20 protein-coding genes are annotated in these 23,337 nt (G+C 62.9%); 7 read left to right on the forward strand and 13 right to left on the reverse strand.

The window, feature by feature from the left end; translation table 11 throughout:
* The first annotated feature begins 48 nt into the window (after positions 1-48).
* The 4 genes from NLY37_RS21845 (at position 49) to NLY37_RS21860 (ending at position 7,210) form a co-directional block, all read left to right on the forward strand.
* Complete coding sequence (locus NLY37_RS21845) at positions 49-1,149, forward strand: pyridoxal phosphate-dependent aminotransferase (RefSeq protein ID WP_023742156.1); 1,101 nt, start codon at positions 49-51, stop codon at positions 1,147-1,149.
* Positions 1,150-1,307: 158 nt separating this feature from the next.
* Positions 1,308-2,549, forward strand: coding sequence for an MFS transporter (locus NLY37_RS21850; RefSeq protein WP_023730214.1), 1,242 nt, complete (start codon positions 1,308-1,310; stop codon positions 2,547-2,549).
* Between the two features lie 354 nt (positions 2,550-2,903).
* Positions 2,904-4,010, forward strand: a complete 1,107-nt coding sequence (locus NLY37_RS21855) for an efflux RND transporter periplasmic adaptor subunit (RefSeq protein ID WP_023687741.1) — start codon at positions 2,904-2,906, stop codon at positions 4,008-4,010.
* Positions 4,007-7,210, forward strand: a complete 3,204-nt coding sequence (locus NLY37_RS21860; RefSeq protein WP_023742154.1) for an efflux RND transporter permease subunit — start codon at positions 4,007-4,009, stop codon at positions 7,208-7,210. Before NLY37_RS21855 ends, NLY37_RS21860 begins: the two co-directional genes overlap by 4 nt.
* A 30-nt stretch (positions 7,211-7,240) precedes the next feature.
* Here the strand turns inward: NLY37_RS21860 and NLY37_RS21865 are convergent, their stop codons facing one another.
* From NLY37_RS21865 to hemC, 8 genes are all read right to left on the reverse strand, one after another.
* A complete protein-coding gene (locus NLY37_RS21865) occupies positions 7,241-7,876 on the reverse strand; it encodes a LolA family protein (RefSeq protein WP_023742153.1) in 636 nt (211 codons plus the stop codon).
* 56 nt (positions 7,877-7,932) lie between these two features.
* The gene (locus NLY37_RS21870) at positions 7,933-8,196 is read right to left on the reverse strand and encodes a YMGG-like glycine zipper-containing protein (protein ID WP_023670477.1); all 264 of its coding nucleotides are present in this window, start codon (positions 8,194-8,196) and stop codon (positions 7,933-7,935) included.
* 188 nt (positions 8,197-8,384) lie between these two features.
* Positions 8,385-9,101 carry a glutamine amidotransferase gene (locus tag NLY37_RS21875; RefSeq protein ID WP_286440193.1) on the reverse strand — a complete coding sequence of 239 codons (717 nt, stop codon included), beginning with the start codon at positions 9,099-9,101 and terminating at the stop codon, positions 8,385-8,387.
* A gap of 14 nt (positions 9,102-9,115) precedes the next feature.
* Complete coding sequence (locus NLY37_RS21880; protein ID WP_023702389.1) at positions 9,116-9,595, reverse strand: tellurite resistance TerB family protein; 480 nt, start codon at positions 9,593-9,595, stop codon at positions 9,116-9,118.
* Positions 9,596-9,672: 77 nt separating this feature from the next.
* Positions 9,673-11,274 (reverse strand): heme biosynthesis protein HemY, encoded by a 1,602-nt coding sequence (locus NLY37_RS21885; RefSeq protein WP_023742151.1) that lies wholly within the window; start codon positions 11,272-11,274, stop codon positions 9,673-9,675.
* Between the two features lie 10 nt (positions 11,275-11,284).
* The gene (locus tag NLY37_RS21890) at positions 11,285-12,775 is read right to left on the reverse strand and encodes a COG4223 family protein (RefSeq protein WP_023742150.1); all 1,491 of its coding nucleotides are present in this window, start codon (positions 12,773-12,775) and stop codon (positions 11,285-11,287) included.
* A 112-nt stretch (positions 12,776-12,887) separates the two neighbouring features.
* A complete protein-coding gene (locus NLY37_RS21895) occupies positions 12,888-13,601 on the reverse strand; it encodes a uroporphyrinogen-III synthase (protein WP_023742149.1) in 714 nt (237 codons plus the stop codon).
* A gap of 1 nt (position 13,602) precedes the next feature.
* Positions 13,603-14,526: a hydroxymethylbilane synthase gene (hemC, locus tag NLY37_RS21900; protein WP_023683914.1), complete on the reverse strand. Its 924-nt coding sequence runs from the start codon at positions 14,524-14,526 to the stop codon at positions 13,603-13,605.
* A 122-nt stretch (positions 14,527-14,648) separates the two neighbouring features.
* Between hemC and tsaD the strand changes: the two genes are divergently transcribed.
* Complete coding sequence (gene tsaD / locus NLY37_RS21905; protein WP_198024951.1) at positions 14,649-15,734, forward strand: tRNA (adenosine(37)-N6)-threonylcarbamoyltransferase complex transferase subunit TsaD; 1,086 nt, start codon at positions 14,649-14,651, stop codon at positions 15,732-15,734.
* Positions 15,731-16,747 (forward strand): NAD(P)H-dependent glycerol-3-phosphate dehydrogenase, encoded by a 1,017-nt coding sequence (locus NLY37_RS21910; RefSeq protein ID WP_023742147.1) that lies wholly within the window; start codon positions 15,731-15,733, stop codon positions 16,745-16,747. Before tsaD ends, NLY37_RS21910 begins: the two co-directional genes overlap by 4 nt.
* Here NLY37_RS21910 and NLY37_RS21915 read toward each other — a convergent pair.
* Complete coding sequence (locus NLY37_RS21915) at positions 16,744-18,510, reverse strand: DUF7056 domain-containing protein (protein ID WP_023742146.1); 1,767 nt, start codon at positions 18,508-18,510, stop codon at positions 16,744-16,746. The genes NLY37_RS21910 and NLY37_RS21915 overlap by 4 nt on opposite strands.
* Positions 18,511-18,752: 242 nt before the next feature.
* On the opposite strand from NLY37_RS21915, the gene NLY37_RS21920 reads away from it, so the two are divergent.
* Complete coding sequence (locus NLY37_RS21920) at positions 18,753-19,601, forward strand: methyltransferase domain-containing protein (RefSeq protein WP_156933942.1); 849 nt, start codon at positions 18,753-18,755, stop codon at positions 19,599-19,601.
* Positions 19,602-19,655: 54 nt separating this feature from the next.
* On the opposite strand, the gene NLY37_RS21925 is transcribed toward NLY37_RS21920, so the two are convergent.
* From NLY37_RS21925 to NLY37_RS21940, 4 genes are read right to left on the reverse strand one after another with little or no spacing between them, the layout of a single operon-like run.
* On the reverse strand, positions 19,656-20,279 hold the full coding sequence (locus tag NLY37_RS21925; RefSeq protein ID WP_023742144.1) for a class I SAM-dependent methyltransferase: 624 nt from the start codon (positions 20,277-20,279) through the stop codon (positions 19,656-19,658).
* Positions 20,280-20,281: 2 nt separating this feature from the next.
* Positions 20,282-20,773, reverse strand: coding sequence for a GtrA family protein (locus tag NLY37_RS21930; protein ID WP_031246265.1), 492 nt, complete (start codon positions 20,771-20,773; stop codon positions 20,282-20,284).
* Positions 20,774-20,777: 4 nt separating this feature from the next.
* On the reverse strand, positions 20,778-21,782 hold the full coding sequence (locus NLY37_RS21935) for a glycosyltransferase (RefSeq protein WP_023742142.1): 1,005 nt from the start codon (positions 21,780-21,782) through the stop codon (positions 20,778-20,780).
* Complete coding sequence (locus NLY37_RS21940) at positions 21,772-23,001, reverse strand: glycosyltransferase family 2 protein (protein WP_023742141.1); 1,230 nt, start codon at positions 22,999-23,001, stop codon at positions 21,772-21,774. The genes NLY37_RS21935 and NLY37_RS21940 overlap by 11 nt, the downstream gene beginning before the upstream one ends.
* Positions 23,002-23,337 lie beyond the last annotated feature (336 nt).

The raw sequence follows: 23,337 nt of genomic DNA on the forward strand, positions 1-23,337 counted from the left end.
GCTTTTATGGCTTGTACCTCTGAGTGTCAGGACTTTGGGGGAGCAGCCATGAACTACGCCAGAATGGTGATCGAGAAAGAGGCGCCGGAGGAATACGGCTACGATCGCATTCGGTTCAATCTCTCCGAAAGCTCGATCGCCGATCAGAAACTCTCCGACGTCGGCCTGTCGCTGCCGGATCTCACGCTGTTCTACGGCGAGCATCGCGGCGACAAGGAGTTGCGGGCGCTGATCGCGGCGCAGGATTCCGGCATTTCGCCTGACGATGTTCTTGTGACCGCCGGTGCGGCGGGCGCGCTCTTCATCATTTCGACCTCGCTTCTGTCGGAGCGCGACCACCTTGTCGTCGTCCGGCCGAACTACGCCACCAACATCGAGACCCCCAAGGCGATCGGCTGCGCCATCTCCTATGTCGATCTCGATTTCGACGCAGGCTTTGCCATCGATTTCGGCCGCGTCGCCGCCAGCATGCAACCGAACACCAAGCTGATCAGCGTCACCTGCCCGCACAACCCGACCGGCACGATGATGGGCCGGGCCGATCTCGACGCGCTGATTGCGCTGGCCGAAGCGAGCGGCTGCCATCTGCTGGTCGACGAGACCTATCGCGACCTCTCCTATGGACAGCGCCTGCCGGCGGCGGCTTCTCTCAGCCCCAAGGCGATCAGTGTCTCGTCGCTGTCGAAAGCCTTCGGCATTCCCGGCATCCGCATTGGCTGGCTGATCACCAGCGATGCTGAACTGCAGGAGCGCTTCCTCGCCGCCAAGGAGCAGATCGGCATTTGCGGCAGCGTCATCGACGAAGGCATTGCGCGCGGCATGCTGGAGCGCCGCGACGCTTTCTTGGCCGCGCTGCTGCCCGAGATGGCGAAACGCCGCGACATCGTGCAAGCCTGGATCGATCGCGAGCCGCTGGTCGACTGGGTGCGGCCACAAGGCGGCGTCGTCGGATTTCCAAGGCTCAATGTCAGTCCAGACTTCGACCTCGACCATTTCTACGTCAATCTCTTGGAAAACCACGGCACCTATGTCGGTCCCGGCCACTGGTTCGATATGCCCAAGCGCTTCTTCCGCGTCGGTTTCGGCTGGCCGAAAGAGGCGGAATTACAGGGCGGCCTCGACGCCATCACCGCCGCGCTGGGGCAGTAACGTCCGCGTGCAATCGGGCGAGCGGCTGGAAAACCGCTTGATCCAGGCCCGATTTTCACGCATACGCGCCCCGAACTTTGATAAGTTTCATTGGCCGGAACAGCGCCCATTTCCGGGAAGTGCCCCGCCGGCCAATGCAAGCAACGGGGCCTGCATCCATGACATCCCATTCCCATACACCGCCTGACCGGCGTTACGCCGCCTTCCGCCATCGCTCCTTCCTGAGCTATTGGGCGGCGCGTTTCCTGACCACCTTCGCCACCATGATCGTGTCCGTCGCCGTCGGCTGGCAGATCTATGATCTGACGCGCGATCCCTTCGATCTCGGCATTGTCGGCATCGTCCAGTTTCTGCCGTCGCTGCTGCTGGTGCTGGTCACCGGCGTTGTCGCCGACCGTTTCGGCCGCCGCCTGATCATGGCGCTGGCGACGGTAGTCGAGGCAGGTTGTGCGCTTGTCCTGTTGTACTTCACGCTGCGCGGTCTCGTCAGCCCGCTGCCGATCTTCATCGTGCTGGCTATGTTCGGCCTGGCGCGCGCTTTTTATGGGCCGGCCTCGTCGTCGCTGTTCGCCAACCTTGTTCCGCCGGAAGATTTCGGCAATGCGATCGCCTGGAACTCGTCCGCCTGGCAAACGGCGACCATTGTCGGCCCGGTCGCCGGCGGCCTGCTCTATGGCGTCTCGGCCGAAGCCGCTTACGCCGTTGCCTCCGTGCTGATGCTGGTGGCCGGTCTGCTGATCTTCACCATTCCGAAACCGGCCCAGCAGAGCGCCACCGACAAGCCGACGATGGAGACGCTGTTTGCCGGCTTCCGCTACATCTGGAGCGAGAAGATCGTGCTCGGCGCCATCTCGCTCGACCTCTTCGCCGTGCTTCTGTCCGGTGCCTCGGCGCTGCTGCCGGTCTATGCCCGCGATATTCTGGAACTCGGCCCGTGGGGCCTCGGCCTGCTGCGCTCGGCGCCCGGCATCGGCGCCATCTGTGTCGCGGTCTGGCTTGCCGGGCATCCGCTGCGCGACAATGCCGGCAAGATCATGCTCGGCTTCGTCGCCGGGTTCGGCGCCTTCACCGTGCTGTTCGGCGTCTCGACCATCACCTGGCTGTCGATCCTGGCCCTTGCCGGCCTCGGCGCCACCGACATGTTCAGCGTCTATATCCGGGAGACGCTGATCCAGCTGTGGACACCCGACGAGGTTCGCGGCCGCGTCAACGCCGTCAACCAGGTCTTCGTCGGCGCCTCCAACGAAGTCGGCGAGTTCCGCGCCGGCACCATGGCGGCGCTGATCGGCACCGTGCCGGCGGTGGTGATCGGCGGCGTCGGTGCGATTGCCGTCGCCGGACTGTGGGCGGTGCTGTTTCCGCAACTCCGAAGGGTGCGGCATCTCAACAGCCGCAACTGATCGAGTAAGCCGCTGGATCCGGTCCAAATCAGCTTGCGCCGATGACGGCTGAGATGGGTCGGAAGCGGACGGGCCGGTACTGGGCGAACTAGCCAGATGGCGGGGCAGCCACAGGGTGGACATTTCAGTCCATATGGAAAATGATCATGTTGCCATGCACAATACTGCAGTGCTCTGGTCTCGACGAGAAACCTTAAATATAGAAGAGAACCACCCGACCTCCGGGTCCAGCGAGCGGGGACGCAAATGGACACTTCAGGGAATCGGCAATCGCATCGCGACGCAAGCGGGCGACCCAGCCGATGGGCCGGCTGGCTGGCCCGCGCCGCCGTCCCAGTGGCATTCCTGCTCGGTATGGCTTTCAGCAGCAACGCGTTTGCGCAGGACCAGCAGCTGCCCGTGGTGACGGCGGCCAAGCCGGTGGTGCGTGAAATCGTCGAAGACGACGAGTTCGTCGGGCGCTTCGAAGCCGTCGACGAGGTCGCCATCCGTTCGCGCGTCAGCGGCTATCTGGACAAGATCAGCTTCCAGGACGGCGCACTGGTCAACAAGGGCGACCTGCTCTTCACCATCGACCAGCGTCCGTACCAGGCGGCCTACGATGCCGCCAAGTCGCAAGTGGACGTCGCCAAGTCCCTGCTCGAATTCTCCAAGATGCAGCTGGATCGCGCCGATGAGCTCGCCAAGACCGGCAATATCTCGGCCGCGACGGTCGACGACCGTCGGCGGGAATACCTTTCGGCGCAGGCGCAGATGCAAGGCGCGACGGCTGCGCTGACGACGGCCAACCTGAACCTGGAGTTCACCGAGATCAAGGCGCCCTTGTCCGGCCGCATCGACCGCCGGCTGGTGTCGGTCGGCAACCTCGTGCAGCCGGATTCCACCTTGCTGACGACTATCGTCACGCGCGATCCGATCGACTTCTATTTCGACGTCGATGAGCGCCTGTATTTCAGCTACGCCCGCGACGCGAAGGAGCGCGGCGGCAGCATGCAGGAAGGCGCCGGCGGGCTCGAGGTGGTGGTTCGCGTCGCCGACCGCGCGGAGGCGGTATTCAAGGGCAAGCTCGATTTTGCCGAGAACCGGATCGACAACGCGACCGGCACCATGCGGGTGCGTGCAAGGTTTGCCAACGCCGACGGCGTTCTCCAGCCAGGCATGTTCGGGCGCATCAACGTGCCGGGGTCGCTGCCGCATAGCGGCGTCCTGGTGCCCGACGAGGCGGTCGGCGCCGATCAGGATCGCCGCATCGTGTACCTGGTGGATGAGGCCGGGATGGTGTCGGCGAAGCCCGTGCGCACCGGCCCGCTTCTCGACGGCTACCGGGTGATCCGCGCGGGCCTGACCGGCGACGAGACGATCATCGTCAACGGGCTGATGCACGCCAGGCCCGGCACCAAGGTGAAAGTCGAGATGGTGACGTTGCCGCCCAAGGTCGAGACCGCCGGGTTGCAGCAATGAGGTTCGCCCATTTCTTCGTCGACCGTCCGATCTTCGCATCGGTGGTTTCGATCGTCCTCCTGATCCTCGGCGGGATTGCTTATACCCAGCTGCCGATCGCGCAATATCCCGAGATCGCGCCGCCGACCATCGTCGTTCGCGCCCAGTACCCGGGCGCCGACGCCGAGACGGTCGCAGCGACGGTGGCAACGCCGATCGAGCAGGAGATCAACGGCGTCGAGGGCATGCTTTACATGTCGTCCTATTCGTCCGGCGACGGGGCGATGGCGCTGACCATCACCTTCAAGCTAGGCACCGATCTCGACCAGGCGCAGGTGCTGGTACAGAACCGCGTGTCGGTCGCCGAGCCGCGCCTGCCCGAAGAAGTCCGCCGCCTCGGCATCACCACCATCAAGAGCTCGCCCGACCTGATGATGGTCGTGCACATGCTGTCGCCCGACAATACCTACGACCAGCTCTACGTCTCGAACTACGCCCGCTCGCGGGTGCGCGACATACTGCTCAGGTTGGACGGCGTCGGCGACCTCATCATCTTTGGCGAACGCGAATATTCGCTGCGCATCTGGCTCGATCCGGAAAAACTGTCCGCCCTGGGGATGACCTCGGGCGATGTGGTGCAGGCGCTGCGCGACCAGAACGTCCAGGTGTCGGGCGGCTCCATCGGCGCGCCGCCGACCAATACCGGCACGGCGTTCCAGTACACGGTCACCACGCAAGGCCGCTTCAACGACGCACGCGACTTCCGATACGTGATCGTCAAATCGGCCGAAGACGGCCGCCTGATCCAGCTGCAGGACGTGGCGCGCATCGAGCTCGGCGCCAAGGATTACGTCACCAACTCCTATCTCAACGGCAAACCGGCGGTGGCGCTCGCCATCTTCCAGCGGCCAGGCACCAATGCGCTCGCCGCAGCCGCGGAGATCCAGGACAAGATGAAGGAGCTTTCCCAGGACTTCCCGAAGGGATTGAGCTACGACATCGTCTACAATCCGACCGAGTTCGTCGCCGAGTCGATCCAGGAGGTCTACAAGACGATCCTCGAGGCGATGGTTCTGGTCATCATCGTCATCATCGTCTTCCTGCAATCGTGGCGCATGGCGATCGTGCCGATCGTGGCGATCCCCGTGTCGCTGATCGGCACGCTGGCGGTGCTTTACGCCGCCGGCTTCTCCCTCAACATGCTGACGCTGTTCGGCCTCGTGCTGGCCATCGGCATCGTCGTCGACGATGCGATCGTCGTGGTCGAGAACGTCGAGCGAAATATCGCCAGCGGGCTGGCGCCCAATCCGGCGTCGCATCTGACCATGGACGAAGTCGGAACGGCGGTCATCGCGATCTCGCTGGTGCTGATAGCGGTGTTCGTGCCGACAGCCTTCATTCCCGGCATTTCCGGGCAGTTCTACCTGCAGTTTGCGATCACCATCGCGGTGTCGACGGCGATCTCGGCATTCAATTCGCTGACGCTCTCGCCGGCCTTGGCCGCGCTGCTGTTCAAGCCGCACCACACTGCTGCGGCGCCGCCGCGCTTTTTCCTGGCGCGGTTCGGACGGGCGCTCGCCGACGGCTTCAATGGCGGCTTCGACAAGGTCGCCCATTGGTATTCGAGCATCGTGCGCGTGCTGGTCGGCTCGCGGATAGCGATCGCCGCCACGCTGGCCGTTTTCGCGGCCCTCATCTACGCCACGGTCTATATGGTGCAGACGGTGCCGCGCGGTTTCATTCCGTCGCTCGACCAGGGCTATGCGATCGTCGTCGTCCAGTTGCCGGACGGCGCCTCGCTATCGCGGACCGATGCGGTCATCCAGCAGGCGTCGCAGATCATCCAGAAAACGCCGGGCGTCGACTACGCGGTCGCCTTCGCCGGCTTCTCCGGCGCCACCTTTACCAATGCCAGCAACGCGGGCGTGATCTTCGCCAGGTTCAAGCCGTTTGACGAGCGACTGGAAGCCGGCCAATCGGCGACCCAGGTCATCGGCAATCTGTTCGGCAGCCTGCAAAGCATCAAGGAAGCCTTCATTATCGCACTGCCGCCGCCGCCGATCCGCGGCGTCGGCAATGCCGGCGGCTTCAAGCTGCAGATCCAGGAGCGCAACAGCGCCGACATGCGGCAGATCCTGGCGCTTGCCTATGAAATTGCCGGCAAGGCCAACAAGACGGCGGGGCTGACCGGCGTGTTCACCACCTTCTCCGCGTCCAGCCCGCAATTCTTCCTGGCGATCGATCGCGACAAGGCGCGCATCCTGAACGTGCCGATCCCCAACATCTTCGAGACGCTGTCGATCAATCTGGGCACCGCCTACGTCAACGACTTCAACGCTTTCGGGCGCGTCTACCAGGTGCGCGCGCAGGCCGACCAGGCGTTCCGCCTCGATCGCGCCGACATCTTGAAACTGAAGGTGCGCTCGGCGACCGGCGCGCTGGTTCCGCTGGGCACGTTGATCGAGATCCGCGACGTCACCGGCCCGGCGCTGGTCCAGCGCTACAACATGTACGTCTCGGTGCCGCTGCAGGGCAACGCCGCGCCCGGCGTTTCCACCGGCGATGCGCTTGCCAAGATGGAAGCGATCACGGCACAGACGTTGCCGGCCGGTACCTCCTACGAATGGACCGAACTCGCCTATCAGGAGCGTAACACCGGCAATGCCGCTGTCTATATCTTCGGACTGTCGGTGCTGTTCGTGTTCCTGGCGCTGGCGGCGCAATATGAAAGCTGGGTGCTGCCGTTCGCCATCGTGCTGGTGGTGCCGCTCGGCGTGCTCGCGGCGTTGCTCGGCGTGTCGTTCCGAGGGCTGGACAACAACATCCTCGTGCAGATCGGCCTAATCGTGCTGATCGGACTTGCCGCCAAGAACGCGATCCTCATCGTCGAATTCGCGCGGCAGGCGCAGGAACGCGGCCTGTCGGCCGCCGAGGCTGCCGTCGAAGCCTGCCGGCTCAGGCTGCGGCCGATCCTGATGACCGCCTTCTCGTTCATCCTCGGCGTCGTGCCGCTGATGATCGCGACGGGCCCGGGCGCCGAAATGCGCCAGTCGCTCGGCACCGCGGTGTTCTCCGGCATGCTCGGCGTCACCTTCGTTGGCCTGTTCCTGACGCCGGTGTTCTACGTCACGCTCAGGTCGCTGTTTTCACGGCGCAATCCGCATGCCGAGGCCGAGCCTTCGGCACCGGCAGAGGTGCCGTCCGAGACGGCCGCCGAGTAGTGTTACACGGGCAGTTCGTGGCGCTGCCGACTATTTCGTTTTGGTGTTGAATTCACGGTTTGCGGCATAGTCGATAGTGAAGGTGCCCGCAGGAGCGCGAACGCCCTGCTTCACGTTGGATATGGTGACTGTCGAGGTAAGGCCCCTCTCGTCAGTCAGGGTCCATCTGCGTAGATCGAGCGATTCCCTGTCAAACACCATAGTGATATTCGAATTGCCGAAGGCCGACTTGTCGGCCAGCCTGATGATCACCTGGGCGCCATCGTCCTTGATACTTTTGAGGCGATTGCCGGAAAAGTTGACCTGATTGTCGAGGAGCAGCTTGAGCGGCGTCTTCGAGAGAGCATAAAGCCGCGATGTCTTGAGCTTCTTGTTATAGACCACCAATGATTTTCCATCTGCAATTACGCTGACCCCTGATTGGCCTGCATAGTTGAACCGGATCTTGCCCGGCCGCTGGAGGAAAAATTTCCCTTTGGTCCTTTCCGCTCTTGGGCCCGACTGGACAAAGTCCCCGGACATGGACTTTACCGATGAGAAGTGATCGGCAATCGTCTTCGCTTCTACAGGTGCGGCCAAGGCCGCGGTCGAAAGTTCGGCGTTTATCGCGACAGCGCTGACAACGGCGAACCAGAAAGCCAGCAGTCTTTTGCTGTTATATGCCATTCAGTTATCCTACCCCGAGCAGGCGCGTGATCGAAAGAGATCACGCGCCTTTGAGATCAGTAGCCGTCCGGGCACTGAGCAACGTAAACTCGACCGTTCCGACCGCGATATCTGCACTGGCCGGCTTCGCTGGCGTGCCCGATGACCGCCCCGGCCAGCGCTCCGACCGCACCGCCAACAACCGCCCCTTTTACCGGGTCGCCGGCCACTGCTGCGCCTACAGCTGCGCCACCCAAACCACCGACGGCAGCGCCTTGTTCGGTGCGGGAGCATGCCGCGAGCGGAATGAGTAGGCTTAAAATGAGCAGCGTCTTCTTCATTGGTTCTCTCCTGGGGCCGTTATTAGCCGAAGCTTAAATGCGCCACGGAGTTTTTCGATCCATCGGAGTGTTTGGGGCGCAATCCAAATCTGCGGGAACGGGCTAAGGTCCCGGATCCATCGTACACGTCTCCCAGAGGTAAGTCGTCTTTGGGCAAGCTCGGCCGTTCAGAGTAGTTGGATTTTGCTCTATCCCTCAGTAGGCTTGCCGAAGATCAGGCTCAAAAATTCGCTCAGCCAGCGCTTGAGGTGTATATCCCAGATCAGCCGGCCGCCGAGATGGTCGCGGCCGGGCTGCGCGCCGGGCAATTCGAAGCGGTGTGCGCCGCGCACCACCCAGCGCTGCATCATCAACCGGGTCAGTTCGCCATGGAACTGGATGCCCCAGGCATTGTCGCCATAGCGAAAAGCCTGGTTGGGGTAGGTTTCCGCCGTCGCCAGCAGCGTCGCATCCCTGGGCAGCGAAAAGCCTTCGCGGTGAAACTGGTAAACCATGTCGGGCCAGGGCAGCAGCTTTTTGCCGGCTTCGGTCGGCTTCAGCGGATACCAGCCGATCTCGACCAGCCCCTCGCCATGCCCCTCGACCTTGCCGCCGAGATGATTGGCCAGCATCTGCGCGCCAAGGCAGATGCCGAGGAAGGGCCGGTTCTCCTTTAGCGGAACATTGAGCCAGTTGGTCTCGCGGCGGACGAACTCATCTTCGTCATTGGCGCTCATCGGCCCGCCGAACACCACGGCGCCGGCGTGTCCCTCGAGCGACTCCGGCAGGCTGTCGCCGAGAGGCGGCCGGCGGATGTCGAGGTCGAAACCTTCCTCGAGCAGCATGTGGCCAACCCGGCCGGGGCTCGAAGTCTCCTGATGCAGCACGATCAGGATTTTTGGTTTCGAGCTCGGTCTGGGCGGCATGGAAAGGCGGAATCCTATTCGTCGCTCGACGTCCCGCTGGCGCCGGGCGCGGCGGCCGCCGCCTTGCGGCGCGCCTCGACGCGATCCTGGCGCTCGACGCCGATCAGTTCGGCGACGCGCCAGACGGTGTTGTCCTCCAGTTCATGCAGTTCGCCGTCGGCATAGACGATTTCCCACATCAGGCCGATGAAAGCCTTGCGCGCCTCGGCGTCGAGATGGCGCTTCAAGACGCTGGTGAAGGCATAGAGGTCGATCGCCTCATTGTCGGCGCGCTCGCCGGCGGCAGCCAGTGCATCGAGCTCGTCGCCGCTGATCGAATAGCTCTGCGCCAGCACCTGCTTGAACCGCTCCCACTCGACATCCTGGCGCACGCCGTCGGCATTCATCACATGATAGAGCAAAGCCGACGCCGCAACGCGCGGATCGTCCGCATTGGCGCGAGCCCCAGCCCCGGAGGGCAGGTCTTTCAGAAAGGCCAGGACGCGTTCGAACATGGTGCTCACTTCACTTTATTGGAGCATGATCTTTTCCAAAAACCGCTATCCACTTTTTTGGGATCATGCTTCAGGGATCAAAACAGGCGGAAGCGGCGCGGTGACTTGTCGGCTTCGTCGTCGGGGTCGACGCCAGGGTCGTCGGGCAGCCGGGCCAGTTCCTCGGCAGGTTCGACGGGTTCGGCATCGGGCGGTATTGCGGCGAAAGCGGCGGAAGTGACCGGTGTGACCTGGTCGTCGCCCACAGCAGGCTTCGGCTCGATCGGCGCCTCGCTGATCGTCCTAGCGATGGCGGGATGATCGATCACTTCGGCTTCCTTTGCCGGTTTGGCAGGTGCCGCAAGCACCGGCACATCGGCTTCGTCTTCATGGCTGTCGATGAGCTGGCCCAGCCGCTCCATCGGCGCGCGCCAGGCGAAAGCATCGAGCTTGCCGCTGACCGGCGATACCGGCGCCCAGCGTTCGGAGACGACGCCGTCGGCGACCCAGGCCGGATCGCGCGGCGCGCGGACCGCCTTGGACAGCAATTGCCTGATCTTGCCCTGGTCGCCGGTCTCTGCCTCCTCGATATCGGCCAGCAGCAGGTAAGCGCCTTCCCGGCGATCCATGCGGATCGCGGCTTCCGCCTCGCGGCGGGCGGTGGAAAAATCCTGCGCATCGAGCGCGGCGCGCGCCACCGTCATCGACGATTCGGCATTGTTGCGCTTCAGCTCCTGCAGCTTCTTCGCCCGGTTGAGACGATCGACCACGGCATCTCCCGGCCTTGCATGGGTGTAGAGCTCGGCGATCTCGGGATGCGGCTCCGCCTTCCAGGCTGCCTCAAGGATCTTCGAGCCTTTGCGCACATCGTTCTGTTTGAACAGAAGATTGGCGGCTGCAACCGCGGCCGGCGCGAAATCGGGCGCGAGCTTGTTGGCCTCGAGAGCGGCTGCCTTGGCTGCATTGGGGTCGCTGTCGGTCAGCGCCTGCGCCTTGGCGGTCAACAGCACAGCGCGGCGGCGATTGGCGGCGTCGCGTTCGATCTGCCTGGTCGACTTCTGCGCCTCCACCAGCTTCAGCGCGCCGTCCCAGTCGCCGCGCCCGGTCAGATCTTCCAGCGTCGATTCGGCGGCCCAAGCCAGTTGCGGCGCGACGGAAGCGGCGCGCCCGGCATAGTGACGCGCCGCGTTGCGGTCGCCGAGCCGCTCGGCTTCGAGATAGAGCCCGCGCAGGCCGAGCAGCCGCATTTCGGGGTCGTCGAGCATGGCCTCGAATTTTTCGCGCGCGCCCTCATGGTCGCCTTCGAGCAGCGAGGCTTGCGCTTCGAGCAGCTGGATCAGCGGCTCCTGGTCGGAGCGGATCAGTTTGGCGGCTTCCTTGGACTTCTTGCGGGCCAGCGCGCCATCGCCGGCGCCGGCTGCGATCATGCCGGTCGACAGCGCCTGGTAGCCGCGGTCGCGGCGGCGGACGCGGAAATAGCGCGAGATCGTGTACGGGCTGTTCCACAGCGACTTGATCAGCCACCAGACGATCATCACCGCTGCGACGACGGCAACGATCGCCACCGCCGCCACCATCAGGCTGACCTGGTATTGATAACCGTTGAAGGTGACAACCATCTCGCCGGGACGATCGGCCAGCCAGGCAAAGCCGAGACCGAGCGCGAAAACGGCGGCGAGAAAGATGAGAATGCGGATCATCGTGTCGTCCTCATGCCTTCATCGCACCTGCAATCAGCGCGTCGACCTGCGTCTCGACGTCGATGCGCGCCTTCAGTTTGCCGGCAAAGTCGGCGCCGGCAGCCTTGACTGGATCCGGCAGCGTTGCGTATTCGCTGAGCGCCTTGGCGTAGTCGCCCTGATTGACCGCCACTTCGATGCGCGCCACGGTTTCCGGCGCGCCGGCGCCTTCGACGGCGCCGATCGGCCGAACCTTGACCAGCGATTCGGCGCTCGACAAAAGGTTCTGGAAGAAGCCGGCATTTTCATCGACCGGCGTCGCCGCCGCGACCATCGCATTGGCCGCGGCATCGGCCTCGCCGGCGATCTCGGTGCGGGTCGGGACGCCCTTTTCAGCGTAGGGACGCAGCGCCGCAATCTGCGGTGCATCGGGCGAGATCGCTGCGAAGGTCTCCAACTCGGCGGCGAACGGCGCGCCGCGGTCAAGCGCCGCCTTCAAGGCCGAAGCGGCGATGGCCATCGCGATCTTTGGCTGCGAGGCCTGCGCATCGACCTTGCCGGCGAGCTGCGTCACCGACTGCTCCAGCTCGGCGATCTTGCCTTCCTGCGTCTTGGCTGCCTCACCGGCCGATTTCACCAGTGCGTCGAGGCCCGCCAGTCTTTCATTGAGCGGCGCGAGATCGACGGGCGCTGCACCACCGGCCTGGCCAAGGGCGGCAACCGCCGTCTCGATCTGCTTGACCTTGTCGCCAAGCGCTGCAAGCCCGGCATTGTCGCCGGCGCCGCCCTTTTCGACCGCCGATTTCAGCGATGCGACATCGGCCTTGACCTGATCCAGCGCCGAAGACAGCCCGTCGACCTTGGCGGTTGCGGCGCTATTGCCGCTGGCTTCCCTGAGGTCGGCGATTTCGCGCTTCAGCGAAGCGATCTCGCCATTGACGCCGTCGAGCGAGACCGTGCCCGCCCCTGAGCCCGGAGCGCCAAGCATGCCGGCAAACTGCAGCCCGCCGGCGGCAGCCAGCGCGATGACACCGCCGATGATGCCGGCGGCAATGCCGCTCGTGCGCTTCGGTTGCGCGGCCATGGGCTGGTTCCCGGCTGTTCTTGGGGTTTCCTTGGGTGCACCCGGCTTGGGCGAGGCATCCTCGAAATTGTAGTCGGAGGTTCTGGCGCGCGGTGGCGCATCCGAAGCGGTGGGATAAGGCTGCTCCGCCTGGGTGAACGCCTTGGCATCGGCGCTTTCGGGAGCGGCCTGCGCCGCGGCGTCGGAGTGCTCCCACGGCTCGAGATCGGCTTGATCGGCATGAACGGGCTCGTCAGGCGTCTCCGGCTGCGCATTGGCCATGGCAGCCGCATCCTCGGCCGCAACCGATTCTGCCGGGCCCCCGACGTCATCCGAGTTGGCGACATCCGTCTTGGCGGCATCCGCATCGGCAATGCGCGAGACAGCGCCGGGTTCGAGTTCGATGGTCACCGGCTCGCGGCGGCTTTTCGAATGTCGCATCTTCGGCGTCTTGACCATGCCTGGGCTCCGCAATCCTGCTTCGTCTGGGCGCCCGACGGCGCGTGATGGTTTGAAAAATGGTCTAGCACATCATCATCAGGTGAAAAGGGGCGGCGTGATGACACGGGGCTCAGTCGCCGCGGTGCAACAGCTCAAGCAGCGCCTCCTCCTGCGGTTCCCGCGCCATGCGTATTTTTTTGCCGGCGGCATTGTCAAATGCCGCTGCCACGCGCTCGGAGAGCGCAAAAGCCTGCATGTTTTCAAAGAGATCGCGCAGTCCCGCCCGGTTGGTCAAGGCCTGCAACGCTGCCGCCGCCTTGGCTGAATAGAGCAGCACCGCGTCGACCGCCTGATCGGACAGGCGTGCACGGATTTCATCATCGAAATAATCGAGCGAAATCGTGTCGTAGGTTTCGACGGTGCGGACCTCGACGCCGGCCTTTCGCAGCCGCGCCTCGAATGCCGGAAACCGCACGCGCCCTGTGAGATAGACGACCGCCTTGCCGGAAAGGCCGGCAGCAATCGCCTCGGCCAGCCGCTCGGCGTCGCCCGCCCCTTCGCTGACCGACAAGAACCCTGTCGAACGTGCCGCTTCAGCCGTCCTGCGTCCGACGGCATGGCAAGGCAAGGCGGCGAGCGCACGAATGAGTTCTTTCGGCGCATGCCGCACCGCATTTGCGCTGGTCACAGCGACGGCCACGGCATTGTCGCTCGCAGCATCGGCGCCAACCCGCAGTGTCACCGTTTCGGTCAGCGGCAGAAGGAGCGGCTCAAATCCCAATTCCTGCAGCCGCCGCATGGTTCGCGACGCCCCAGGTTGCGGCCGCGTCACCAGGACACGCATATCAGACCCAGCCGTCGAAGAAGGTTTCGCCCGCTTTGACCCGCACCATCCTGGCCGCGTCCGTGCCGATGTCAGCGGCATCCAGCGCCAAGCCTTCGGCCTTGACCTCATGCGATTGCGTGCCATCGGGCGAAATGATCAGCCCGGCGAAAACCAGCCTGCCGCCCGATATCGTCGCATAACCGGCGATCGGCGTGCGGCAGGAGCCATCGAGCGCCGCCAGGAAGGCGCGCTCACAGGCCAGCGCCTGGCCTGTCGGCACATCATGGATGGCCACCAGCATCTTTTCGACCTCGCTGTCGCCGATGCGGGTTTCGATGCCGATTGCGCCTTGTCCCGGCGCCGGCGGAAAAGCATCGAGCGGCATCAGATCGGTGACGACATGGCCGAGCCCGAGCCGCTTCAGCCCGGCATAAGCGAGGATCGTGCCTTCGGCGACGCCTTCCTCCAGCTTGCGCAGCCTGGTCTGCACATTGCCGCGGAACATGACCACGTCTAGGTCCGGCCGCATGCGCCGGATCAGCGCCTGGCGCCTGAGCGAAGACGACCCGACCTTGGCGCCTTGCGGCAAATCAACAATGCGCTCCACCGCCTTGCCGATGAAGGCGTCCCGCGCATCCTCGCGCGGCAGGAAGGCGGACAGCTCCAGCCCGACCGGCAGCACTGTCGGCATGTCCTTGGAGGAATGCACGGCGATATCGATCGTGCCGGCCAGCAGCGCCTCTTCGATTTCCTTGGTGAACAGCCCCTTGCCGCCGGCTTCCGACAGCGGCCGGTCCTGGATGCGGTCGCCGCTGGTCGAAATGACGACGACCTCGAAGGCTTCCGCCGGCATGCCATGCGCTTCCATCAGCCGCGCCTGCGTCTCATGCGCCTGGGCGAGCGCCAGCGGGCTGCCGCGTGTTCCTATTTTCAAAGTTTGCATGGCGCGCGGTCCGTGATAACCCCCGGCTGGCTTTGCGTTTCCGGCGCTCTCCCTGTAGCGAGGCCCGCCTCTACTAACTAGGAAAGTCCGGCGACACAATCTCTGGAGATAGCGACGAATTGATCCGCGTTCTGGGCATTGAGACGAGTTGCGACGAGACCGCCGCCAGCGTGGTGACGCTGGACGGCGATTCCGTGCCGGTGATTGCGTCCAACATCGTGCTCAGCCAGATCGAGGAGCACGCCGCCTTCGGCGGCGTCGTGCCGGAGATCGCCGCGCGTGCCCATGTCGAGGCGCTGGACGGCATTGTCGAGGCCGCTCTTGTGGATTCGGGCGTAGCCCTGGCCGACATCGACGCCATTGCCGCCACTGCCGGCCCCGGCCTGGTCGGCGGGCTGATCGTCGGCCTGATGACGGCCAAGGCGATTGCAGCGGCCGCCGGCAAGCCGCTGATCGCCATCAACCATCTCGAAGGCCACGCATTGACCGCAAGGCTGACCGACGGGCTCGACTTCCCCTATCTGCTGCTGCTGGTCTCCGGTGGCCACACCCAGATCGTCGCCGTGCGCGACGTCGGCGACTACCAACGCTGGGCGACGACCATCGACGACGCGCTCGGCGAAGCTTTCGACAAGACGGCCAAAATGCTCGGCCTGCCCTATCCCGGCGGCCCGAATGTCGAAAAGGCGGCAATCTCGGGCGATGCGACGCGATTTGCCTTTCCACGGCCGATGAAAGGATCTGCGCAGCCCGATTTCTCCTTCTCCGGCCTCAAGACCGCCGTGCGTCAGGCGGCCACCGCCATCCAGCCGCTCAGCGAGCAGGATGTCGCCGACATCTGCGCCTCGTTCCAGGCGGCGGTAGCCGATGCGCTGGGCGACCGCGTGGCCCGCGCGCTGGCCCGCTTTCGCGACGAATTTCCGGACAAGGCCAAGCCGGCGCTGGTCGTTGCCGGTGGCGTCGCCGCCAACAGAGCGATCAAGGCGACGCTGCAGAAGCAGTGCGCCGAGGCCGGCTTCGCCTTTGTCGCGCCGCCGCTGAAGCTTTGCACCGACAATGCGGCGATGATCGCCTGGGCCGGGATCGAGCGGTTGCGGGCTGGCCTGTCGCAAGAGAACGGCTTCGATTTCGTGCCGCGTTCGCGCTGGCCGCTGGACAGCATTTCGGCGCCGATGGTCGGCTCCGGCCGGCGTGGAGCGAAAGCATGAGCGCCGGCAACACAAGCGGCAGGGACAGAACCGGCTGGCGCGTCGCCGTGCTTGGCGGCGGCGCCTGGGGCACGGCGCTGGCGCTGGCGATGCTGCGCGCCGGTCACGATGTCCGGCTCTACGCCCGCGACGAAGAGACGGTTTCCGCGATCCGCCGCGGCGAGAACCCGCGTTATCTCCCCGGCATCGCCATTGAAACAGGCATTGCGGCGACGAGCGATATCGGCACGGCCCTGACCGATGCCGATTGCGCGCTGGCCGTGGCGCCGGCGCAGGCGCTGCGCGCCATGCTGACGACGGCAAAGCCCCATATGCCGAAAGGCATCCCGCTGGTTCTCTGCGCCAAGGGCATTGAGCGCGACACCGGCGCGCTGCTGTCGGCGATCGTTGGTGAGATTCTGCCCGAAACTCCGGTTTCGGCCCTGTCCGGTCCGAGCTTTGCTGCCGACGTCGCCAGGGGTCTGCCGACCGCTGTCGTGGTTGCTGCACGCGACGACGCCTTGGCGGCCGAGCTTGCCGCGCGCTTTTCGGCGCAGAATCTGCGCTGTTATTCCAGCGACGATTTGATCGGCGTCGAGATCGGCGGCGCTTTGAAGAATGTCTTCGCCATTGCCGCTGGCGCCGTCACCGGCGCCGGGCTCGGCGCCAGCGCGCAGGCCGCCATGGTGACGCGCGGCTTCGTCGAACTGCGCCGCATCGGCGCGTCCTTCGGCGCCAAGCCGGAGACGCTGATGGGGCTTTCCGGCCTCGGCGACCTTTTGCTCACCTGCTCTTCCGCCCAGTCGCGCAATTTCGCCTATGGGCTGGCGCTGGGGCAAGGTAAGCCCTTGTCCGGACTGCCGCTCGCCGAAGGCGTGCCGACGGCGGCGATCGCCGCCCGCATCGCCACCGAGCGCGACATCGACGCGCCGATCATCGCTGCGGTGTCGGCGATACTGGACGGCACGATCACCATTCGGCAGGCTGTCACGGCATTGATGACCCGGCCGCTGAAGACCGAAACCGGTATTTAATTGTAAACTCCCGTGAACAGCTCGGTATTGTCCCCGCCAGGCACGATGCGGTTTTCATAGTGACCTTCCGGCAGCAGCAGTGCCTCGGCTGGACCGTTGCGCAGGACAACGTCGCTGGTACCTGCCTCCAAGGATAGGGGCGAAGAATGCGAGGTGCCGTTTATCTCGACCTCGCCGTCTGCAAGCTCCCCGCTGGTCGTGTACAGGCTGTATCGTCCGGCGACAGGCACCTTGAAAACGACCGGACGACCGGAATAGAGGCGACGACCAGCCATTCTGACGTTGGGAGCGATCTGAACGTAGCTGTCGCGGATGAGAGGCGCGATCACGGTATCGATTAAATCCATGCGATATGACCAGAGGACCATCTTGGGCGGGGAATCCGAGAGAACTTTGTAGGCTTCCGATTGCCTGCCTTCCTGCAATGTTTTCAAGACATAATGCTGGTCGAGCCAGAGTGTGGAGGGCTCCTGTCGATTGGGCAGCATGGCGATGCCGTCGAAATACTTCTCATCCGGTGCGAGCAAAGATTCCGCGCGCGAGACCAGTTCAAGCTGGGTCTGATTGTTGAGGCGTAGGTAAACGACATTGCTCGCGTAGCTCATGGCGATGGCTGTGATCAGCACCGCGAGGACAGGAACCCGGTAGCGCGCGTGGGTTGCGGTGCTGTCGAGAAGCTCCAACGACCAGAGCGCAACGAACGGCAACGCCATGATGAAGACATAAGGCCAGGGCTGGTCGTGCGTGAATACCAGCACCGTGATGACGAGTGAAAAGATCAGCGCAATTCGCCTTCGACCATCGAGTTTCATGATCCGCATCAGTGACAGGGCCATACCGGAGAAACAGATCCCGTAAAGAAGGGCGTTCCGCGCCAGTGTCTGTAACACGAACTGCCTCAGTCCCCCGTAGTCACCGCCTCCACGCGTCGCAATCTCGACCGGGCCAAGTATAAGGTTTTTGGCCGCGAGAACAGGGGCGCCTCCACCGAAGATCAAGCAATAGACCATTATCGGAACGGCCCATCCAAGCACGAGCCACCCTCCGCGAACCGCCCCTGTTGCGTAGCGTCTCATCAAGGCTGCGTCAGCAACAAGGCCGATGCCGAGCGCAACGTTGAAGTAGACCGATTTCTGAGTGATGACGAAGGCAAGGCCACTTAGCATGCCGGCGACAACAAGCTGCCTTGCCCTCAACCCAGGTGCGCGCAGGACAACCAGCAACGCCGCCACGGCGAAGAACACTGCCGGCGGTTCGGCGATGGTACGAAAGATGCGCTCCATGAAATTCGAAAAGCACAGGAGAACGAGGACGATCGTCAAAGCGCGCACGCGATCCTCGCCCAGAGCGCGAGCGCATGCGTAGATCAAAGAGATCGTCCCGCAGGCCAGCAACGCAGTCTGCATGCGGCCAGCAAGCAGAATCGACGTGGCATTCCAGCCGATCAGATGAGCAATCTCATAAAAAGCCGCATAGCCGACCGCCTTGGGATGCCAGATCGTATCGAACAGGCCGTTGGAGAAATATTTCGCCCATCCGAGTTGGACGAATTCATCCATGACGAAGCGGATGTTCCAAGCCAGAACGAACAGCAAGATGATCTTGAGTGCGATCAGGATATGCAGAAAAGTTGTTGTTGGGCGCTGCCCGAGAGCGAACAGCTTGTTTGGTCCCGGCTCCTGCGTATTCAAGACAACCCCCTCGATCGTGCCCAGGCAGACCAACGCCAGGCGTGCTGCCTCGCTGGGCGCAACGCCCTTCATCCTCAGACAACAACTTCGAGGCCGGCAGCTCCGCTTGGCGAAGCATGGTTCCACCGCGGTTAATTTTCCGAGACTGTGCGGAACTGAAGCCGTCGCGCTTCGGATTCTTGCAGCGCTCCGCTCCAGCCTGTCTATACGCAGCGGACTTTAGCCGCTGTTAGCCTTTTGCTTGTTAAGAAGGGTTATGTTCAAACACGGCAGCCAGCCTTCTGCGACAATGCGGAGGCTTGAAAGGACATCGCGTGCTACAACCCAAGATGGCATCGGGCCTCGTCTGCCCAGTCTGCTATTCCAGGCTTGGCACAAGCCCGGCTGCCTTGACCTGCGAATCTTGCCCTGCCGCCTATCCCGTGCACAAAGGCGTTCCGTTCTTTGTCGAGTCGGCGGTGAGGGAGGGCTTCGACGCTAGCTTCCATAAAGAGGCGTATGACGGTACCAGCACGCGCGCCCGAATGTACAATTCGCTGAAGCAGGTCATCACCAGCGAATATTCACCTCACGACACGCTGAATTCGTTTCTTGCGTCGATACCTCAGGGCTCGATGGTCGTGGAGTTCGGCTCCGGCGCACGGCGCGTCCGCCCCGATGTCCTCAACATTGACCTGTTCCCCACCCCGAACGTCGATCTGGTTGCTAATGTCGAGCACACGCCGCTTGCGAGCGATTCCATTGACGTCGTCATTCTGGACAGCGTGATCGAGCATGTTCCCAATCCGGCAGCGGTCGTCGATGAAGTGTTCCGTGTCCTGAAGCCGGGCGGAACGCTGCTCTGCATCAACCCTTTCTTGTTCCCCTATCACGGCTATCCCGCCCACTACTGCAACTTCACAAAGGATGGGATCGAGCAGCTTCTGCAGCGGTTCGCAAGGGTGGAGGTCCAGACGCATCAAGGACCGACAAGCGCGATCGTCAACATCCTTTCGGAATATATCGGCGTTGTTATCGGTCGAGAGAACCGAACCCGCTACATGATAGCGAAAGCCGCAATCCTGACGCTGACATTCCCGTTGAAGTTTATCGATAAATTTCTGGTCGATCGCCCGGAGAGTCACCGGATCGCCAGCATGCTCAGCACCATCGCGACCAAATAGCGTGTCGTTGATCCGCGCTTACCGCCTCGTGACACGCCGGGATCCACCCATCTGCTACCAGCTGAGCAGTTCACAATAATTCGGCCGGTCCGGTGATGCCGATACTCTCTTTGCCGTCGGGAAATGCCGCTTTGCCATGGCCGCGAAGTCCGAACGCGAAAACAAGACGACATGCTTGTCTCCGGTAATGTGCCGGTCCGCAAGAAGCGACAAGGTGGCGCGTATTCCACCAGGCTCGATGTCCTTGAGGATAATCTTCCGGCAGGCCCAGCGTTCGCAACTGTTGGCCAGCGATTTGAAGAACGCCTCGCGCCGATCCACCGGTACATGATGAATGACGTCGGAAATCGTGACGACATCGTAAGACCCTTGCACGCTGGAAAGGTCCGTCGCGGGCAGAAGTTCGACCTTCGCCCGATTTGCGTTGCTTAGAAACGCACCGATCGAAGGGGCGAGATCGCACATCGTAATCCTCAGGTCGGGGCGCCGATCGAGCAGCCGGTCGACGAGCGCTCCATCGCCGCCGCCGATATCCAAAACCTTCGCGCCGTTCGGCAATTCGCGATCGAGAAAATCCGCGATTGCATTGAGATTGACGAAAACGCGACGGTAGACGTCTCCGACCGGCTTGAAATGGCGGCCAAGAGCCCTGCGCATGATCTGACCTGGCGGTAGCATTCTTATTCCTCGTTTCCGGAAAATTGTCGTGTGGTTGAGCGAGATGCTGTCGGCGCGGTGGCGGACCGTAGACTGAACCGTGACAAGATAGCCAAATGCGCAACCACAACGTTCCAGATGAGTAACGCCACGGTGGCGATCGGAGACGCGATCGCAACACCAAGGCCAAGCCAGGAACAGAGAAGCACCATCATGGCTACCGAGATCGGGTAGGCCGCAGCCACGCCTGCCGCAAAACGCGCAAATGCCTTGAAGCGCAGCGGTTTGCCGAAGGTGAACCAGCTGTGCAGAGCGTAGCCGGTCGGCGTCACCGCCAGGAATGAAATCATGATGCCCAGCAGGTAGTGCCTGCCCAGCTGATCGACCGTAATCATGATGACATTGTGCGCAATTGCGCATATCGCTCCCACCACAATGTACCGCCGTCCCCGTTCCAGAAGCGGTCTTTCGCTCTGGTCCACTTGGATGTCGGCGATCCTGACAGAGCTGGACATCGCCTCAGAAAGCTCCTGTCAGTTTCGCGCGAAGCCGGCACATGACACGCTCACGCAGCCGCGAATCGCGCAAATAGCGCCTCAATCCCGTCGGCCCGAGCGACAGCATAATACGAGCGGCTCGAAGCAAGGCCTTCAAGTCGCCGGCTGACGCAGCCGCCAGCGACACATTAACGCTGATCGATGCCCGAGCAGCAGATTCGATCCGGCGCCGGCTGCGCGCCGAAAGCCGGTCCAAATGGCGCTCCAGGACAGTCTGCATTTGCGAACGGAATTCGTTCGCATCGCGCGATCCGGTTACGGTCAGCGAATCGCCATGAACCCGGAAGGCCGTGGTTATCTCCTGGTGATAAATGACGGGTCCGGCAACGGCGAGCTTCGCCCATATATCCCAATCAGCCGTATACCAGAGCCTCTCATCCATACCCCCGCATGCCAGCCACGCATTCCGACGAAATATCGGAGCAGGCACGGACACGAAATTCTGTACGAGAAGCCGTTCCAGCAAGAAGTCGGATTCGAGCACCTTGTCGCTCGGCAAGGGACAGTTCCAGCATCCCATTCCCCGGCCGTGGCGGTCGACGATCGCAGTCGGGGCCAAGTGAAGCGCTGCTTCGGGCAGGTCCTCGAGCCAGCGTCGCGTGGCCTCGATGCGCCCGGGCAACCAAAGGTCGTCTTGGTGGAGTATGCAGACATAGTCGGCGGCGGCCAGCTCAACGCCCAGATTGGTCTTCGACTGCCAGGGCGCTAGATCCTTTCGCCGCAGCAGCCCGAAGGCCGGCCGGTGGAGAAATCGCTCGACAATGGCGGAAGTAGCGTTTGTCGGGCTGCTGTCGATAATGATTATCTCCAGGCCATCGCTCGGCTCTGCAGCAAGCGAGTCAAGTGTCGCTCCAATCCATGCCGCCCCGTCATGGACCGGCATGACAACCGACAGAAAAGGCTTTGCGGCCGCGCGGCTTGCCGCTTGAATTTCCGCTCGCAAGGCTGCTGGAGGGCTAGAGCTCACGTCTGCTACTCAACGTATCAAGCAGCAATTTGAGCACGAAGCCGGACAGCACCATCGACATGCCGGCCACGCAGATGGTGGTGACTACAAAGGTCAGGTGCACCGATTGCTCCATGGGGCCGCCAACAAGAATCCAATGTAGCGCGAGTGACACATCGGCCGCGAAGCCGGTTGCCGCGAGTACGCCACCGGAAAAAACCAGCCATTCCAAAGGCCGGCCGCGCGTCAGCCACGGCACAATTCGACCGCTGTAGACCGGGTGGTAGATGGCGATTGCCACCTTTGCCAGCATACCGAACAGGATCGCTGAAAGGCCAATCAACGTCGCCATGGCCGAAAGCGCGACGAAGTGAATTCCAAAGTACCATCCGCCGATGCGAACAGGCCCAGCCGCGAGAACGGCAAGGCCGGCAATGCCAGCGATCAACAAGGTCAGCCCAGGCACGAGATACATGGTATCGGGCGCATGGGCTATGATCAGCCGCAGATGTCGCCAACCGTCCCGGAAGGAACGCAGATGCGGCGCGCGGTTGCGCTTGTCGGGGTAGAGCTTGATCGGCACTTCACGAATGGCGAGCCCAGCGCGATGCGCATTGATGATCATTTCCGAAGCGAATTCCATCCCTGGCGAGCGCGCGCCGATTTTTAGAAATGCCTCGCGCGTGAAACCGCGCATGCCGCAATGGAAGTCGCGGACCGGAGAGTTGTGCAAACAGCGAGCGATGGTGGAAAGGACAGGATTGCCGAGGTAGCGATGCAACGATGGCATGGCGCCCGGCTGGATCCCGCCGGCGAACCGGTCGCCCATCACAAGTTCCGCACCCTGTTCCAACGCATCGACGAAATCGCCGAGCTGGCTCCAATCGTAGGAATCATCGGCATCCGCCATGATGAGATATTTGCCTTCGGCCGCTTCGACCGCGGCACTGATTGCCGCGCCATAGCCCTTTACCGGCTGATGAACGACCCGCGCTCCCAGCTTTTGCGCAATCTCCACCGACTTGTCCGCGGATCCATTGTCGCCAACGACGACTTCCCCCTTGACGCCGCGCATCGAGAAGGCATTGAAGGCTTTGCGAATGCAAATGCCGAGCGTCAGTTCCTCGTTCAGGCAAGGAATGATTGCAGAGACGAGAACACGCTCGGTCCCCATGCCGGCCGTGAAAGCAAGCGCGACGTCGTCGATCCGAACCGTCGTGTTGCGCGCGATGCTCTCCATTGCGACCTCTATTCAGGCGTTCTGAGCAGACCAGCCCATTTCACAATTGACTTGCTGGAGTGTTGCGTATCGAAAATTGATTATTTTTGAATTTACGAAATACTCGGTAGTGTATTTATAGGCGGCGGCAAGCAAAGCTGGTGCGCTGTTGTGGTGCGCGACGCAGCCTGTCGCCTTCGTCCACTCTTTCGGCGAAGCGGGTTGCGTTTGTGATTTTCATCAACCCAGGACTGTCAACTATTTCAACGCCTTGGCTTGAGCCATAGCGGAGATTCAATCCGTCGAGAGATCGTCATTTGGCATTGACCCGAAGCCAGCATAAAAGCAAAACCGCGA

Source organism: Mesorhizobium sp. C395A (genome assembly GCF_030323205.1).
Classification (GTDB): domain Bacteria; phylum Pseudomonadota; class Alphaproteobacteria; order Rhizobiales; family Rhizobiaceae; genus Mesorhizobium.

Coding starts and splice junctions, on each gene's coding strand:
- NLY37_RS21845 (WP_023742156.1), top strand. CDS start 49: ATGAACTACGCCAGAATGGTGATCGAGAAAGAGGCGCCGGAGGAATAC.
- NLY37_RS21850 (WP_023730214.1), top strand. CDS start 1,308: ATGACATCCCATTCCCATACACCGCCTGACCGGCGTTACGCCGCCTTC.
- NLY37_RS21855 (WP_023687741.1), top strand. CDS start 2,904: ATGGCTTTCAGCAGCAACGCGTTTGCGCAGGACCAGCAGCTGCCCGTG.
- NLY37_RS21860 (WP_023742154.1), top strand. CDS start 4,007: ATGAGGTTCGCCCATTTCTTCGTCGACCGTCCGATCTTCGCATCGGTG.
- NLY37_RS21865 (WP_023742153.1), bottom strand. CDS start 7,876: ATGGCATATAACAGCAAAAGACTGCTGGCTTTCTGGTTCGCCGTTGTC.
- NLY37_RS21870 (WP_023670477.1), bottom strand. CDS start 8,196: ATGAAGAAGACGCTGCTCATTTTAAGCCTACTCATTCCGCTCGCGGCA.
- NLY37_RS21875 (WP_286440193.1), bottom strand. CDS start 9,101: ATGCCGCCCAGACCGAGCTCGAAACCAAAAATCCTGATCGTGCTGCAT.
- NLY37_RS21880 (WP_023702389.1), bottom strand. CDS start 9,595: ATGTTCGAACGCGTCCTGGCCTTTCTGAAAGACCTGCCCTCCGGGGCT.
- NLY37_RS21885 (WP_023742151.1), bottom strand. CDS start 11,274: ATGATCCGCATTCTCATCTTTCTCGCCGCCGTTTTCGCGCTCGGTCTC.
- NLY37_RS21890 (WP_023742150.1), bottom strand. CDS start 12,775: ATGGTCAAGACGCCGAAGATGCGACATTCGAAAAGCCGCCGCGAGCCG.
- NLY37_RS21895 (WP_023742149.1), bottom strand. CDS start 13,601: ATGCGTGTCCTGGTGACGCGGCCGCAACCTGGGGCGTCGCGAACCATG.
- hemC (WP_023683914.1), bottom strand. CDS start 14,526: ATGCAAACTTTGAAAATAGGAACACGCGGCAGCCCGCTGGCGCTCGCC.
- NLY37_RS21910 (WP_023742147.1), top strand. CDS start 15,731: ATGAGCGCCGGCAACACAAGCGGCAGGGACAGAACCGGCTGGCGCGTC.
- NLY37_RS21915 (WP_023742146.1), bottom strand. CDS start 18,510: ATGAAGGGCGTTGCGCCCAGCGAGGCAGCACGCCTGGCGTTGGTCTGC.
- NLY37_RS21925 (WP_023742144.1), bottom strand. CDS start 20,279: ATGCTACCGCCAGGTCAGATCATGCGCAGGGCTCTTGGCCGCCATTTC.
- NLY37_RS21930 (WP_031246265.1), bottom strand. CDS start 20,773: ATGTCCAGCTCTGTCAGGATCGCCGACATCCAAGTGGACCAGAGCGAA.
- NLY37_RS21940 (WP_023742141.1), bottom strand. CDS start 23,001: ATGGAGAGCATCGCGCGCAACACGACGGTTCGGATCGACGACGTCGCG.